Genomic DNA, 15,049 nt, shown 5'->3' on the forward strand with positions numbered 1-15,049 from the left:
CCAGCCAGTACCCGCCTCCCAGCAGCCGCCTTAGCGGGCGCGGCCCAGCCGGGCCTCGGCCAGTTGCATCGCCTTTTCGGGACGGCCCTGGTCGAGCGCCTGTTTGAGATTTACCGCCGACTGCCCCGGCAGCCGCTCCATCGCATTCGCGGGCCGGCGCGCCACCACCATATCGAGCAGCTCGGCGGCACGGCGCCTGTGCGCGTCGCCGTCGAGGCCCAGCAACTGGACCGCATATTGATAGGCAATGGAGATGTTGCCCGGGTCGATAGAGAGCGCGCGTTCATAGGCCTGCTGGCCGGCCTTGACCGACGCGCCGTAGATCGCCTCGCCGATAGAGCCGCCCGCATAGGCGATCTGGAGGTTCCACCCGCCCAGCGCCGCATGCGCCCACGGGCTGTCGGGCGCCAGTTTCAGGGCGATGTCGATATGCTTGCGGGCTTCCTCGCCCAGCCCCTGCATATGCGCTTCGAGGCCGCCTTCGCTGCGGGCCACGAAGCCCAGCGCGATGGCCAGCGCCAGATGCGCCTCGGGGCTGTCCGGCGCGCCGGCCACGGCCTTTCGCGCATCCGCCAGCGCGGTCCGATAGCATTCGAGGCGGACCTTGTCCTTTTCCTCGATGAGATCGCCCCGGGCCATTTCGGCGTGGGCGGCGAGCGTATATCCCTCGGCGGTGCCGATTTCACGCGCGACCCCGGCGGCGCGCGAAAAGGCGCCGTCGTCGAAGGCTGCGCGCGCGGCGTCGAGATCGCTCCACATGGCAGCGGCCGGCTGGGCCAACTGGGCCAGGACGAGGATCAGCAATAAAGAGACCCATCTCATGCCGCATTTCCCTCGAAGCGCCGAAAGGTGAAATATCATACGGTATGATTGGTCTTTAGGGGGCTCCCGGCAAGCCTGGATATGCGCCAGGGGCGCTATCCGGCCGGAATTTCGCGCGATCAGCCTTTGGAAAGGTCTTCCCCGGCCAAGGCGCGGCGGATGAGGGCGACGCTCTCTTCCCGGCCGTAAAGCGCGATGAAGGAGCCGAAACGCGGTCCCTGCGTCTCGCCCAGCAGCACTTCGTAAAGCGCCTTGAACCAGTCGCGCAGCTTTTCGAAGCCATGCGTCTTGCCGATTTCATAGACCACGGTCTGGAAGGCTTCGGCGCCCGCATCGGAGGGCATCTCGTCCAGACGGTCCGCCAGATCGGCAAGCGCGATCGCTTCCAGATCGCTCGGCTGCCGGTAGGTCTTGTTCGGCTTCACGAAGTCATGGAAGTAGTTGATCGCATAGCCGACCATATGGTCGAGACGCGGATAGGTTTCCGGCGAGGCGTCCGGCGCATAGCGGCGGATGAACCCCCAGAGTACATCGTGGTCTTCCGAATGGCTCGCGCTCACCAGATTGAGCAGCAGCGAGAAAGAGACGGGCAGCTTTTCAGCCGGCGGGGTGCCTGCATGAATGTGCCAGGCCGCGGAGTTCAGCCGCGTGCGCAGATCCTGTTCCGGGAAGTTCACGATCGAGGAAAGATACTCGTCCACATTCTTCGGAATGACGTCGAAATAGAGCTTCTTGCCGGAGCGCGGGCTCTGGAACATGAAATATTGCAGGCTTTCGGGGCTCGCATAGCGCAGCCAGTCATCCATGGAGATGCCGTTGCCCTTGGACTTCGAAATCTTCTTGCCTTCCTCGTCGAGGAAGAGCTCGTAGTTGAAGCCTTCCGGCGGCCTCTTGCCCAGCACGCGGCAGATCTTGGAGGCGAGCTTCACACTGTCGATCAGATCCTTGCCGGACATTTCGTAGTCGACATCGAGCGCGGCCCAGCGCATGGCCCAGTCGGCCTTCCATTGCAGCTTGCACTGGCCGCCCGTGACCGGCACTTCCACGATCTCGCCGGTATCCGGCTCCTCATAGGAGACGGTGCCCTTTTCGGCATTGCGCTCGACGAGCGGCACGAGCAGCACATGGCCGGTGCGCGGGCTGACGGGCAGGATGGGGCTGTAGGTCTGCTGCCGCTCTTCGCGCAGGCTCGGCAGCATGATCTTCATGATCTCGTCGAACTTCTCGAGCACCTTCCTCAGGGTCTCGTCGAAACGGCCCGAGGTGTAGTAGTCGGTCGCGCTGGCGAATTCGTACTCGAAGCCGTAGCTGTCGAGGAAAGCGCGCAGCATCGCATTGTTGTGGTGACCGAAGCTCTCGAACTTGCCGAAGGGGTCCGGGATGCGCGTCAGCGGCATGTTGATGTAGCCGGCCAGCATCTCCTGGTTCGGGACATTGCCGGGCACCTTGCGCAGGCCGTCCATGTCGTCGGAGAAGCACAACAGGCGCGTCGGCACGCCGGGCGCCAGCGTCTCGAAGGCATGGCGGACCATGGTCGTGCGGGCGACCTCGCCGAAAGTTCCGATATGGGGCAAGCCCGACGGGCCATAGCCCGTTTCGAACAGTACGGTGCGCGTCTCGCCGCCTTCTTTTTCCAGCCGGTCCACCAGTTTTCGCGCTTCCTCGAACGGCCAGGCTTTGGAAACCCTGGCTGCTTCAAGAATTTCGTCTTCACCGAATGTGGCCGGAAGTGTATCGGACGGCATTTTTTGACCTGTGTGTAAGGACTTAATGCTTTGTCAAGCGCGCGGACCCTATGCTGACCTTTAAGTACAGTCAACGCGGCAGTGGGGACCTGCGCTATATGGGCGTATCCTGCATATGTATCGTTGAGCCGGAGAGCAAATAAGGTGAGCGCGCAAACCAGGGACGAAGAGCCCGAAGCGATGGAAATCCCCGCCATCCGTCGGCCCGCGGACATGACGGCGCGCCTCAATGCGGAACTTCTCCGCATCCTTTTCGGCCTCGGCGACAGCAGCAGCATCACGGTCCTTCTGGGGATCGTGGTGGTGGGGCTGGTTTTCGTTCCCTACTACGCCCCGATCTGGACGCTGCCGGCGGTCATCGCCGTGCAGGGCGTCGCGGAAATGCTCTTCTCCCGGGTCAAAAGAGGATTCCGGGAGGATGCAGAGGCCGTTGCCCATGCCTCGAAATGGGCGCAGCGCTATACGGCCGTCACGGCGCTCAGCGGATCGACATGGGGGCTGGCCGCCTGGCTCTGGCTCCCCCATGCGCCGCTCACGCATCAATTCTTCTTCACTTTCGTGCTGTCGGTCCTGTGCACGGCCACCGCCGTGACACGGGCCACCTATCCGCCTGCCGTGTTCGTCTATACGAGCTTCGTCGCAAGCCCGACCATCCTGCTGTTCGTGCTGCGCGGCGACGCCATCTCGGTCGCCATCTTCGTGCTTGCGCTGCTGTTCTTCGCAACGCTCGCGGGCTGGACGCGTCAGGTCCAGCACTCCTACCGGGAGGCGGTGCGGCTAAGACTCGAAAATGCCGATCTGCTGGAGCGCATGTCGCGCGCCCATGCCGCGGCGGACCAGAAGCGACGGGAGGCGGAACGGGCCAAAGCCGAGGCGCAGGCCGCCGCCGCCACGAAGGGCGCATTCCTCGACATGCTCGGCCATGAAGTGCGCGCGCCGCTCTCTTCCATGGCGCGCATGGCGGCGCAGCTGGGCAAGACCGCTCTCGACGGGAGCGCGCGAGGCCTGGCGAAAAGCATCGAAACGACCAGTCAGCTGCTTTCGCGGCTGTTCGACGACATGCTCGATTTTTCGCAGATGGAAACGCAAACCCTGACGCTGGCACCGCGCCAGCTCGACCCCTCCGAGCTGGCGCGCGACGTGGTGCGCGCCATGCGGGACGCGGCGTCGAAGAAAGGCCTGTCCCTCGAACTCGACCTCGCCACCGATATACCCGCGGTCATGACGGCCGATCCGGACCGGCTGCGGCAGGTCCTGATCAACCTGATCGACAATGCGATCAAATTCACCGATCAGGGCGGCGTGGTCCTGCGCGCAGCGCGGGTGGAGGGGCCCGAGGATACGACGCTCCTGCGATTTTCGGTGACCGATACGGGGCCCGGCCTCAGCGAGGATATGCGCCAGCTTGTCTTCGACACCTTCGAGCGCGGTCCGCAGGAAAAGGCCGACAATGCCATGATCCACAGCGCGGGCCTCGGCCTCGGCCTGCCGATCTGCGACCGGCTGGTCCATCTGATGGGCGGCCAGATCGGCGTGGACAGCGTACCGGGCCTCGGCAGCACCTTCTGGTTCCTGTTGCCGCAGGAACCCGGCATGGCCGCCGAGTATCTCGCCACGCTCAACAGCGCGCGCAGCGGAGAGCAGCAAATATGGACCGCCCCGCTGCTGGACCACGGCATGCTGTACGAAATCGAGAACGGGATGGCCGGCGACGCCCTGACCGAATATCTGGTGGAGGGCCTCGAAAAGGTACTCGTCTTCCACCGCAATGTCTGCAGCGCGAAGACGACCCGCAATGCCGAAGCGTTGCGCGAAAGCGCCGCCGAACTGGCCAAGGCGGCGGAAAATCTCGGCCTTGCCGCCATCGCGGAAAACGCACATGCGATCGGGGAAGCACTGGACAAGGGTGAGGAAAAGGCCGCTTTCGCGAATGTGCCGCGTCTTGAACGGCAAATCACCGCCACCTGGCATGCGCTGGCGCAATCCTATCCCAGCCTGGGGGCCTGACGCCCTCGCCGCTGCGCCGTCCGCCCGGTCATGGGCATTCCTCGCAGGGGCATGATATGACGAAGCATGCCTTCCGACACGGACCCCGAATCGATGGAATTGCCGGATGTTCCTGCGCTGGTGCCGCTTTCAGGCGGCAGCGCGGGCGGCGCCGTGTCCGTGACGCCGGATGGCGAGATCGAGGAGCTTTCAGCCGAAGCGGCGCTGGCCCTGATCGAGCGGGAGCCCGTGATGCTGGTGCATGGCGGCTTTACCGCAAGACGGATCGCCCGCTCGCCGAATGTCCGCGATCCCCATTTCCGCGAAGCGGGGCCGCATGTCTTCGACCTGCTGGAGCTCTTCGCCTTCACCTTCCCGGCGCAACCCTGCCTGCCGACGCCTGAGGGACTGTTCCGCGCCCTCGGCCTACCCTCCGCCGACACGCCGGAAGACCAGGCCATCAGGCTGCATGAGGCGGCGGCGCATATGCTGCGCATCCTTGCCAATCCGCGCCTGCCCGACCGGCCCTTCGCGGCACGCACCGCCTTTCGCATGGCCGAGGGCGGCTGGGCCTGGGGACCGGGCGTTCTCAACGCGATGAAGGATGTACTGGGGCGCGACGGCAAGCCGCCTGCCGGGCGCGGCTTCGATGTCTGGAACGAATTGCCCGAATGGGAGGACAAGCCGCCCCGGCCTGCGCCGGGCGTGCTCCCCGTCAGCGCAGAGGAAGCGCAGGAACGGCTGGCGGAACTAGCCGGACCGGACGCGGAAGCCCGGCCCGGCCAGAAGGATTTCGCCGCCACCGCCGCGCTCGCCTTCGCGCCGCGCAGCAAGACCGGCGAACCGGAAGTGGTGCTGGCGGAAGCCGGTACCGGCATCGGCAAAACCATCGGCTATATCGCGCCGGCAAGCCTTTGGGCGGAACGCAACCAGGGCACGGTGTGGATTTCGACCTATACCAAGAACCTGCAACGCCAGCTCGATCAGGAACTCTCGCGGCTCTATCCCGATCCGGCGGAGAAGGCGCGCAAGGCGGTGGTCCGCAAGGGCCGGGAAAATTATCTCTGCCTGCTCAATTTCGAAGAGATCGCCGGCCGGGCGGCGCTGGGCGGCGGCGCGGTCACCATCGGCCTTGTCACGCGCTGGGCGCGGGCAAGCCGCGACGGCGACATGGTGGGGGGCGATTTCCCCGCCTGGCTCGGCCCAAGGCTCGCCAATATGGCGGGACGGGGCGGCGTGACGCTGACCGACCGGCGCGGCGAATGCGTCTACAGCGCCTGTCCGCATTTCAGGAAATGTTTCATCGAGCGTGCGATCCGGAAAGCACGCCAGGCCGACATCGTGGTGGCAAACCATGCGCTCGTCATGCGGCAGGCCGCGCTCGACCTCGCCGCCTCCTTCGCGCCCCCGCAGAATACGCAGAAGGTCGAGGAGGCCGTCGCGGCGGGCGCCGAGGATGAAGAGCCCAGCGGGCGCGAGGCGCGGGGCCGTTTCGTCTTCGACGAGGGTCATCACATTTTCGAAGCGGCGGACAGCGCCTTTTCCTCCATCATTTCAGGGCTCGAAGCCGCGGAACTCCGGCGCTGGATCCGCGGCTCGGAAGGACAGAGGCGGCGGCGCGGACGCGGTATCCAGGAGCGTGTCGGCGATCTCATCGGCGAGAGCGAGACGGCGGAAGAGGCGCTCGACGCGCTGCTCTCCGCCGCCGCGGCATTGCCCGGCCCCGGCTGGACGACGCGGCTTGCAGACGGCAGCCCGCGCGGCGCGGCGGAAGACTTTCTGACGCTGGTCCGCCAGCAGGTTCATGCGCGTGTGGAAGACGCCAATATCGGCTTTTCCCTCGAAGCGGAAACCTTTCCGCCGGTGGACGGGCTGGTAGACGCGGCCAAGAAACTGAGCGACGGGCTGGGACGAATTGCCGGGCCGATGCGGCTCATCTCCGACCGGCTGTGGGCGCGGCTCGACGACGAGGCGGACAAGCTCGACACCTCGCTGCGCATTCGCATGGATGCCGCCATACGCGGGCTCGACCGGCGCGCGCGCATTCATATCCCCGCCTGGCAGAACATGCTGGCGAGCCTGGGCGGCACGACGCCGGAAGATTTCGTGGACTGGTTTTCCATCGAACGGCAATTCGGGCGCGAAATGGATTTCGCCATGCACCGGCATTGGCGCGATCCGTCTCTTCCCTTCGCCGAAGCGGTGCTGGAACCTGCGCAGGGCGTGCTCATCACCTCCGCCACCTTGCGGGACGGCCTGCCGGAAACGGAAGACGCAGACGGGCATGCGGAGGACAGCTGGACCTCGGCGGAAGTACGCACCGGCGCAGGCCATCTCGTCGTCCCCGCCAAGCGCGCCTTCAGCCCCTCTCCCTTCGACTATGCCGCGCAGTCCCGCGTGCTGGTGGTGCGCGATGTGAACATCAACAAGGCGGACGAGCTTTCGGCGGCCTATCGCGAACTCTTCCGCGCCTCGGGCGGCGGCGCGCTCGGCCTTTTCACCGCCATCCATCGCCTGCGTGCCGTGCATGAACGGATCGGCGGGCCGCTCGGCGAAGCGGGGCTCAATCTTTATGCGCAGCATGTGGACATGCTCGACACGGGCACGCTGGTCGACATCTTCCGGGCGGAGCGCAATGCCTGCCTGCTGGGAACGGATGCCGTGCGCGACGGCGTGGACGTGCCCGGCGACAGCCTGCGCATGATCGTGTTCGACCGGACGCCCTGGCCGCGCCCGGATATTCTGCACAAGGCACGGCGCGAGATTTTCGGCAAGGGCCGCTATGACGACATGCTGACGCGGCTGCGGCTGAAACAGGCTTTCGGGCGGCTGATCCGCCGGGCCGGCGACAGGGGCGTTTTCGTAACGCTGGATGCGCGCCTGCCGACACGGCTCACCACGGCCTTTCCGCCGGGCGTGGAAGTTCAGCGTGTGGGCCTTGCCGAGGCGATCGCGCAAGTGAAGGGCTTTATCGGCGCCGACGCGCCGTGAGCATGGCGACGGGGAGCGACCTTGCCGCCGCCTGCATCAATCCGTAAGCTCCGCTCGCCCGATCAACCGTGAGGAAGCGCATGTCCACGATCTCCCCCCAGCACGCCCTTATCTACATCATGGTCACCATGAGCGCCGTCGACCGCGCCATGAGCGACAATGAACTGCAGGAGATCGGGAATATCGTGAAAACGCTGCCCATTTTCAGCAATTTCAGCGAGGAAAAGCTCATCCCCGTCGCCCGGGAATGCGCCTCGATCCTGCAGGAAGATGGCGGCCTCGACGCGGTTTTCGGGCTCGCCAAGGACGCGCTGCCGCATTATCTGCGCGAGACGGGCTATGCGGTTGCCGTGGAAATCGCCAGCGCCGATATGAGCGTCAAGGCGGAGGAACTGCGCCTGTTGCAGATGCTGCGCGAGGCGCTGGGTGTGGACAAGCTGACCGCCGCCGCCATCGAGCGCGGCGCGCGCGCGCGCCATATGACCGAGTGAACTACGCGGCATTTCCTCGCAGGCTTGTGATCGCGGCTTCATTTTCGCAAGGCCGCGCGATCCTGTAACCTGTGCGCAGCGCAATGAGGCGCATCACGCACAGGTCCAGATGAGCGAATTCCTGTCCCTCCACGAACCGCAACTGCGCCTTGCCGTCTTTGGCGGGGTGCTGCTTGCCATGGCGCTATGGGAGATATTCGCACCCCGGCGGCGGCTGTCCGCGCCGCGCTGGCACAGATGGACCACGAACCTGCTGCTGTCGGCGGGCGGTACGCTGCTTCTGCGCATTGCCGTGCCACTGCTGGCGGTGGGCGTGGCGCTGGAGGCGGAGCGGGCCGGCTTCGGGCTCTTCCACTGGCTGAGCGCGCCATGGCCGCTCGCCTTTATCCTCTCGTTTCTTGCGCTCGACCTTCTCGTCTATGCGCAGCATGTACTTTTCCATCATGTGCCGCTGTTCTGGCGGCTGCACCGGGTCCATCACGCCGATACCGATATCGACGTGACCACCGGCATCCGCTTTCATCCATTTGAAATTCTCGCCAGCATGGGCATAAAGATGGGCGCGGTGGCGCTTCTGGGAGCTCCGGCGGCGGCCGTCATCCTGTTCGAGGTGGTGCTGAACGCGACGGCCATGTTCAATCATGCCAATATCGAAATACCCGCCTGGGTAGACCGCTTGCTCAGGCTTGTCATCGTGACGCCGGACATGCACCGTGTGCATCATTCTGTGCGGCCCGAGGAGCACAACAGGAATTTCGGCTTCAACCTGTCTGTCTGGGACCGGCTGTTTTCCACCTATCGGGCAGAGCCGCGGGAGGGGCACGAGAAAATGCATATCGGGCTTGCCGACTATCCGGCGCCAAATCCTCAATATCTGGGCTGGAGCCTCTGGCTGCCCTTTGCCGGGCGCGCACCGCGCCGGGAGCGACATGTATGAAACGCCTCTGCCTGCTTCGGCATGCCAAGTCCGACTGGTCGGACCCGGCCCGCGACGATTTCCACCGACCGCTGAACGAGCGCGGCGCCAAGGCGGCGGACTTCATGGCCAGCTATGTTGCGAGCTGCCCCTACCGCCCCGACACGGTGATCTGTTCCACCGCGACGCGCGCGCAGGACACCTGCGCACCGATGATGAAAGAACTGGGCGACGATGTGCCCGTGATCTATCGCGAAGAGCTTTACCATGCGATGCCGGACCAGATGCTGGCGGAAATCCATCGCGCGCCCGACAGCGCGGATACGCTGCTGGTGATCGGACATAATCCCGGGCTCGTGCTGCTGGCCATGGCGCTGGCGGTCGATCCCGACGATGAAGTGTCGTTGCGCATTTCGCGCGGCGTGCCGACAGGCGGGTTCATCGTTTTCGATTTCGACATCGACCACTGGGCCGACCTCAAGGAAGGTAAGGGCACGCCCGTCTTCTTCGGCCGCCCGCGCGACCTGATGGCCGACTAAGCGAAGAGCTAACTCTCTGTTCTCTTTGATATCGCGATCCCGGACGGAAAACCGGTTCCCACTTTTCCTAGGATCGCTTCAATAAATACTCTGAGAAAAGTAGCGCGACGAGATGCGCCGATAGGTGCCGTCCGCGACAAGGCTTGCGAGCGCGGTATCCATGCGCTTGCGCAGCGCTTCGTCCTTGCTGCGCAAGGCGATCCCCGCGCCCTGCCCGAACCAGGAAGGATCGTCATAATCCGGCCCCGCAAGGCGGCAGCATGTCCCGTCCGTCCTGAGCCAGCGCAGCAATGCGTTCCGGTCCCCAAACAGATAGTCGACCTTGCCTTTCGCGAGCGCCTGCTCGGCATCTTTCAGCGTCGTCACGTCGACGGCTTCCACGCCCGGAAAATGATGCGTGAGAAAAGCCGCATGGACGGAGCCCGCCTGAACGGCAACGCGCTTGCCCGCGAGCCCCGCTGCGCTGGCCGGGAAACCGCCGGATTTCTGCACGGCGAAGTGTCCGGGCGTCGAGTAATAGGCGCCGGTGAAGACGATGCCCTCTTCATGCGGCGGCGCGGCGCGCGGCGCGCTCGGGATCAGCATGGAGGCGATCACGACGTCGCCGTCGCCGGATTTGAGGGCGGGCAGAAGCGCTTCCCATGGTTTCGTTTCGAAGCTGCATTGCGCCTTGAGCCTGTCGCATAGCGCATGCGCCAGATCCACATCGAAGCCGGTCAGCTCGCCTTTGTCGTTGCGATAGTTGAAGGGCGGATAATCACCCTCGGTGAGCACGGTCAGGACAAGCGGCGGTTCGGCTTCCTTTTCGGGCGTGCCAGTTTCCGCAGGGGTCTCCGCCGGTATCTCCGAAGGCGTTTTCGCCGCGAGACGCGGATTGACGAGCGGCACCCCATGGGGCAGCGGTTCGCCGGTCGCGGCCGGTTTTTCCTCAACAGGGTTTTTGTCGGCGGGGTTTATGTCAGCGAGGTTTTCTTCAGGGGGTTCCTGCGTCGGCGCGGCAGCGGATGCCCTCAAGCCCACCGAGGCCATGTCGACCGATCCGGTCTCCGGCGCGCCCGCATCGGGAGATGCCTCGTGCGACGCCGACCGGTTCACCGGCTCGGCGAACTTCGTTCCCTCGTAATGCCGGGCCAGACCTCCTGCTATCAGGATGATCGCCAGCAAATTCAGATAGGCCAGAAAACGCATACCCGCCCCGAAACCCCGATTGCACGGCTTACCCGTGCCATTGTGAAACAAACTGCCGCGGACTGTCTCCCATCCATGCGAAATGAAAGAAAGGCGGCCATTTCGCCTCTCTCAGCAAGAGGCATGCCCGGCCCACATTCAGCCGAAAAAGGATTTACCAGACCGATATTACGGAATATCATCTGTGTAATTACCTATGTAAAGACACCGGTTTCTTTTTCGTTTTCCAATAACCCGGCAGGCCTATGCGATCTGCTCTTCATTCGAAGCGTGCAGACTCTCCCTCCCGTCGGGCGCGGCCCCGCCCCTTGCGGGTGCGCCGTAAATGGCCCCTCCTCGGCACGCTGGCCCTTCGCAGCGGTCTCGTCTCCCGGCGCGAGCTGGCCCCCATTCTGGCCGAGCAAAGGCGGAGCGGCAGCCGCATCGGCGACGTTCTCATGGCCGAAGGCAAGGCAGGGCCGGACGATATCGGCCGCCTTGTTGCCCGCCAGAACGGCGTTCCGTTCGTCGATCTGGAAGAAGCGCCGCCCGATAGCGGGATCGCTGGCGCGCGGACCGAAGGGCAGCCGTCGCTCGATTTCTGCATAGCCCATCAATGCCTGCCCTGGCGGCGCCGGAACGGAAAGGTGACATGGGTCGCGGCGGACCCGTCCCTGGCGAAGAAGGCCGTCGCGGATCTGGTGGCGGGACCGTTTGCCATGTGGGCCGGGTCCGCGCGGCAAATCCGCCGCGCCATCGAAGCGCTTTATGCAGACGAACTGACGGAGCGGGCAGTACGCGGGCTCATGACGCATGCGCCTCAGGATTCCGCCGCGATGCGCCTGTCGCCGGGCCAGTGCATAGCGCTGCCGCTTCTCGCCGCGGGCGCGGCGCTGCTGACGGCGCTATACCCGCAGACGGCACTGGCCGTGTTCAGTGTCGCGCTGAGCATTTGCTTTCTCGCCGTGTCGGCACTTCGGGGGGTCTCCATCCTGCTGAGCGCCGCCGGACGCGAAACGGCGGAGGAGCTTGCCTATGAGCGGCATGGACCGGGCCCTGTCGACGAGCTGCCTGTCTACACGATCATGGTGCCGCTCTTCCGCGAGGCCAATGTGCTGCCGCCGCTGACCGATGCGCTCAAACGGCTGAACTACCCGCCCTCGAAACTCGACATCAAACTGATCTTCGAGGCATGCGACGCGGAGAGCTACGAAGCGGCCAAGGCTCTGAACCTGCCTGGCCATTTCGATTTCATCCGCGTGCCGGAAAGCGCGCCCCAGACCAAGCCCAAGGCCTGCAATTTCGCCCTGCCGTTCGCGCGCGGCGACTATCTTGTCATCTATGATGCCGAAGACCTGCCCGAACCGAACCAGTTGTTGAAGGCGGTGGCGGCCTTCCATCTGAACGATCCGAAACTCGCCTGCCTGCAGTCTCAGCTCAATTACTACAATTGGAGCGAGAACTGGCTGACTCGGCAATTCGCGATCGAATATGCATCCTTTTTCGATCTCATGCTGCCCATGCTGGTGCGGCTGGGCCTGCCCATCCCGCTTGGCGGCACATCGACGCATTTCCGCACGGATGTCCTGCGGGAGGTAAGCGGATGGGATCCGCATAACGTCACCGAGGATGCCGATCTCGGTATCCGGCTTGCCACGCGCGGCTATCGCTGCGGCATTATCCGCTCCACCACCGAAGAAGAAGCCAATTGCCGGCTGCACAACTGGGTCCGGCAACGCTCGCGCTGGATCAAGGGCTGGCTGCAAACATGGCTGGTGCGCATGCGGCATCCCGTATCGCTGTGCCGCTCGCTCGGACCGGCGGGGTTTCTGGGGTTCCAGCTGGTGATCGGCGGGTTCACGCTCGCCACTTTCGCGCACCCCTTCTTTTATATCGTGGCCGGCGGCATCGTCGCTGCGCACGGGCTCGGCGGCCTGTTCAGCGCGCATTGGCTGACCGGTTTCAATCTCTCCGTGCTGATTTCCGGCTATTCCCTGTCGATCCTTGCCGGGATGATCGCCGCAAAACGGCGCGGGCGCCTCTCCCTGATGGCCCACACGCTCACCATGCCCGCCTATTGGATGCTCATTTCAGCCGCCGCGGTGAAAGCGGTTTTTCAGCTTTTGCGGCATCCTTTCTATTGGGAAAAAACGGTTCACGGGTTGAGCCGCATGGCTCCTCCCTCTAACCAATCGATAATCAGTTTGGCGGATACTCCCGACAGGTGACCTTCTGCGATTCGGGAATTCGAGACATGGCTATCGCCCAACACATCCCTGCCCAAACATCCAGCAAGCTCTCGCAGCGCGACTATGCCAGGCTCAACGCGCTGGTGGTCGAGGATGCCAAGGATATGGCAAGCCTTCTGCGCGGGTTCCTGCGCGAGCTGGGCGTGAAGAATATCTGGAGCGTGGGGACGGGCGAGGACGCCTTCGAAATTCTGAGCAAGCACAAGATCGACATCGCCATCATCGACGACCTGCTTCCGCCGCTGGACGGCCTGTCGGTCGTTCGCGCCGTTCGTTCCGCCGACGACAAGAAGCTCGCCCCGATCCCCGTGATCTATGTCACGCATCAGCGGACGCAGGAATCCATCATCAATGCGCGCGATGCGGGCGTGACGGAAATTCTCTGCAAGCCCTATTCGTTCCAGCAGCTCGTCACGCGCATGGAAACCGCGATCCTGAAGCCGCGTGAAATGATCCGTAGCGAGAAGTTCGTCGGCCCGGACCGGCGACGCCGCCGGGGCGACGCGCCGACGGAAAGGCGCCGCTCCGTCGACAAGCCCGAAGTCGAAGCCGACAAGTTCGAAGTCGAATAAGGCTCAGGCGGAATAGGGGTCAGGCCGCGGGACGGCAGGTCTCGCGATATTCGTCGCGCAGCAGGTTCTTCTGAACCTTGCCCATGGTGTTTCGCGGCAGCTCTTCCACGAAGAAGGCGCGCTTGGGCACCTTGTAGTTCGCAAGCCTTTCCTTCAGACGGGCAAGCAAGGTCTCTTCATCGAGCGCTTCGCCCGCGCGCAGCACGACCAGCGCCACGCCCGCCTCGCCGAAGTCGGCATGCGGTACGCCGATGACGGCCGACTCGTCGACCTCCGGCATATCGTCCACGATTTCCTCGATCTCCTTGGGATAGACATTGAAGCCTCCCGAGATGATGAGGTCCTTGGCGCGCCCGACCAGATGCACATAGCCGTCTTCGTCGATGCGCGCGACATCACCGGTGCGGAACCAGCCGCCTTCGGCAAACTCCTCGGCTGATTTTTCCGGCATCCGCCAATAGCCTGAAAACACATTCGCGCCGCGCACCTGCAATCCGCCCGTCTCGCCCTGCGGCAACACATTGTCATTGTCGTCGGTCACGCGAACTTCCGTTCCCGGCAGCGCAAAACCCACCGTGCCCGCGCGGCGCTCTTCGTCATAGGGGTTCGACGCGTTCATGCCCGTTTCGGTCATGCCGTAGCGCTCGAGAATGGTGTGGCCGGTGCGCTCGCGGAACGCGTCGAAGGTTTCGGTGAGAAGCGGCGCGGAGCCGGAGGTGAAGAGGCGCATGTTGCGAACCGCCTCGGCATCGAGGCCGCTGCCCGCCAGAAGCCGGGTGTAGAATGTCGGCACGCCCATGAAGACGGTGGCGCGCGGCAGCTCCGCCAGCACGCGGTCGCGGTCGAACTTCCCGAGCCAGATCATCCGTGCGCCGGACAGCAATGCACAATGGCAGGCGACGAAAAGCCCGTGCGCGTGAAAGATTGGCAGGGCATGCAGCAGCACATCGTCTGCGCTGAAGCGCCAGGTGTCGCGCAGGGCGAGACCGTTCGAGGCCAGATTGCGATGGGAGAGCATGGCCCCTTTGGGCTTGCCCGTCGTACCGGAGGTATAGAGGATCGCGGCGAGATCCTCCGGCGCGCAAGGAACCGGCGGTAATTGTTCATTGCCATGCGCGGCCAGCGCATCGGCGAGGCTTCCCTTGCCCTCCGCATCAAGCGTCAGAACCTTCGCACCGGCCTGCCGGTTTGCGATCTCCGCAATTTCGCTTTCGCGGGACGGATCGCAGATGACGAGGGCGGGTTCGGCATTGCCGACGAGATAATCCACCTCCTCGGTACGGTAGGCGGTGTTCATCGGCATGAAGGCGAAGCCGCCGCGCAGGCAAGCGAGATAGACGAGCAGCGCTTCGGGCGATTTCTCGACCTGCACCGCCACCCGGTCTCCCTTTTTCAGCCCGAGGGCGTCGAGGAACCCGGCACAGCGGCCCGCGCCTTCCGACAGGTCGTCAAAACTCCAGGCGCTGCCGCCACGATCCGGCAGTTCCATCGCGATGCGATTGCGGTCGACGGGAAAGTTGCTTTCCATCAACGCATAGAGCGACGCATCCTCTCCCGCCATTGGGTCCTCC

11 protein-coding genes are annotated in these 15,049 nt (G+C 64.3%); 7 read left to right on the forward strand and 4 right to left on the reverse strand.

The window, feature by feature from the left end; genetic code table 11:
- Positions 1-30: 30 nt before the first annotated feature.
- Both CMI59_RS08880 and CMI59_RS08885 read right to left on the reverse strand, forming a co-directional pair.
- Complete coding sequence (locus CMI59_RS08880) at positions 31-822, reverse strand: hypothetical protein (RefSeq protein ID WP_293327384.1); 792 nt, start codon at positions 820-822, stop codon at positions 31-33.
- A 119-nt stretch (positions 823-941) separates the two neighbouring features.
- Positions 942-2,567, reverse strand: coding sequence for a lysine--tRNA ligase (locus tag CMI59_RS08885; protein ID WP_293327387.1), 1,626 nt, complete (start codon positions 2,565-2,567; stop codon positions 942-944).
- Positions 2,568-2,711: 144 nt separating this feature from the next.
- On the opposite strand from CMI59_RS08885, the gene CMI59_RS08890 reads away from it, so the two are divergent.
- The 5 genes from CMI59_RS08890 (at position 2,712) to CMI59_RS08910 (ending at position 9,490) form a co-directional block, all read left to right on the forward strand.
- Complete coding sequence (locus CMI59_RS08890; protein ID WP_293327390.1) at positions 2,712-4,574, forward strand: HAMP domain-containing sensor histidine kinase; 1,863 nt, start codon at positions 2,712-2,714, stop codon at positions 4,572-4,574.
- Positions 4,575-4,640: 66 nt separating this feature from the next.
- Entirely contained in the window at positions 4,641-7,544 is a 2,904-nt protein-coding gene (locus CMI59_RS08895) for an ATP-dependent DNA helicase (protein ID WP_293327393.1), read from the forward strand.
- Between the two features lie 80 nt (positions 7,545-7,624).
- Positions 7,625-8,035, forward strand: a complete 411-nt coding sequence (locus tag CMI59_RS08900; RefSeq protein WP_293327396.1) for a tellurite resistance TerB family protein — start codon at positions 7,625-7,627, stop codon at positions 8,033-8,035.
- A gap of 109 nt (positions 8,036-8,144) precedes the next feature.
- The gene (locus tag CMI59_RS08905) at positions 8,145-8,972 is read left to right on the forward strand and encodes a sterol desaturase family protein (protein ID WP_293327399.1); all 828 of its coding nucleotides are present in this window, start codon (positions 8,145-8,147) and stop codon (positions 8,970-8,972) included.
- Complete coding sequence (locus CMI59_RS08910; protein WP_293327401.1) at positions 8,969-9,490, forward strand: histidine phosphatase family protein; 522 nt, start codon at positions 8,969-8,971, stop codon at positions 9,488-9,490. The genes CMI59_RS08905 and CMI59_RS08910 overlap by 4 nt, the downstream gene beginning before the upstream one ends.
- A gap of 78 nt (positions 9,491-9,568) precedes the next feature.
- On the opposite strand, the gene CMI59_RS08915 is transcribed toward CMI59_RS08910, so the two are convergent.
- Positions 9,569-10,678: a transporter substrate-binding domain-containing protein gene (locus CMI59_RS08915; protein ID WP_293327404.1), complete on the reverse strand. Its 1,110-nt coding sequence runs from the start codon at positions 10,676-10,678 to the stop codon at positions 9,569-9,571.
- A 314-nt stretch (positions 10,679-10,992) separates the two neighbouring features.
- Between CMI59_RS08915 and CMI59_RS08920 the strand changes: the two genes are divergently transcribed.
- Both CMI59_RS08920 and CMI59_RS08925 read left to right on the forward strand, forming a co-directional pair.
- Positions 10,993-12,885, forward strand: coding sequence for a glycosyltransferase family 2 protein (locus CMI59_RS08920; RefSeq protein WP_293327497.1), 1,893 nt, complete (start codon positions 10,993-10,995; stop codon positions 12,883-12,885).
- 26 nt (positions 12,886-12,911) lie between these two features.
- The gene (locus tag CMI59_RS08925; protein WP_293327407.1) at positions 12,912-13,478 is read left to right on the forward strand and encodes a response regulator; all 567 of its coding nucleotides are present in this window, start codon (positions 12,912-12,914) and stop codon (positions 13,476-13,478) included.
- A 19-nt stretch (positions 13,479-13,497) separates the two neighbouring features.
- Here CMI59_RS08925 and CMI59_RS08930 read toward each other — a convergent pair whose 3' ends face one another.
- Complete coding sequence (locus CMI59_RS08930) at positions 13,498-15,039, reverse strand: malonyl-CoA synthase (RefSeq protein WP_293327410.1); 1,542 nt, start codon at positions 15,037-15,039, stop codon at positions 13,498-13,500.
- Positions 15,040-15,049: the final 10 nt, after the last annotated feature.

The organism is Parvibaculum sp. (assembly GCF_002684405.1).
Taxonomy (GTDB): domain Bacteria; phylum Pseudomonadota; class Alphaproteobacteria; order Parvibaculales; family Parvibaculaceae; genus Parvibaculum.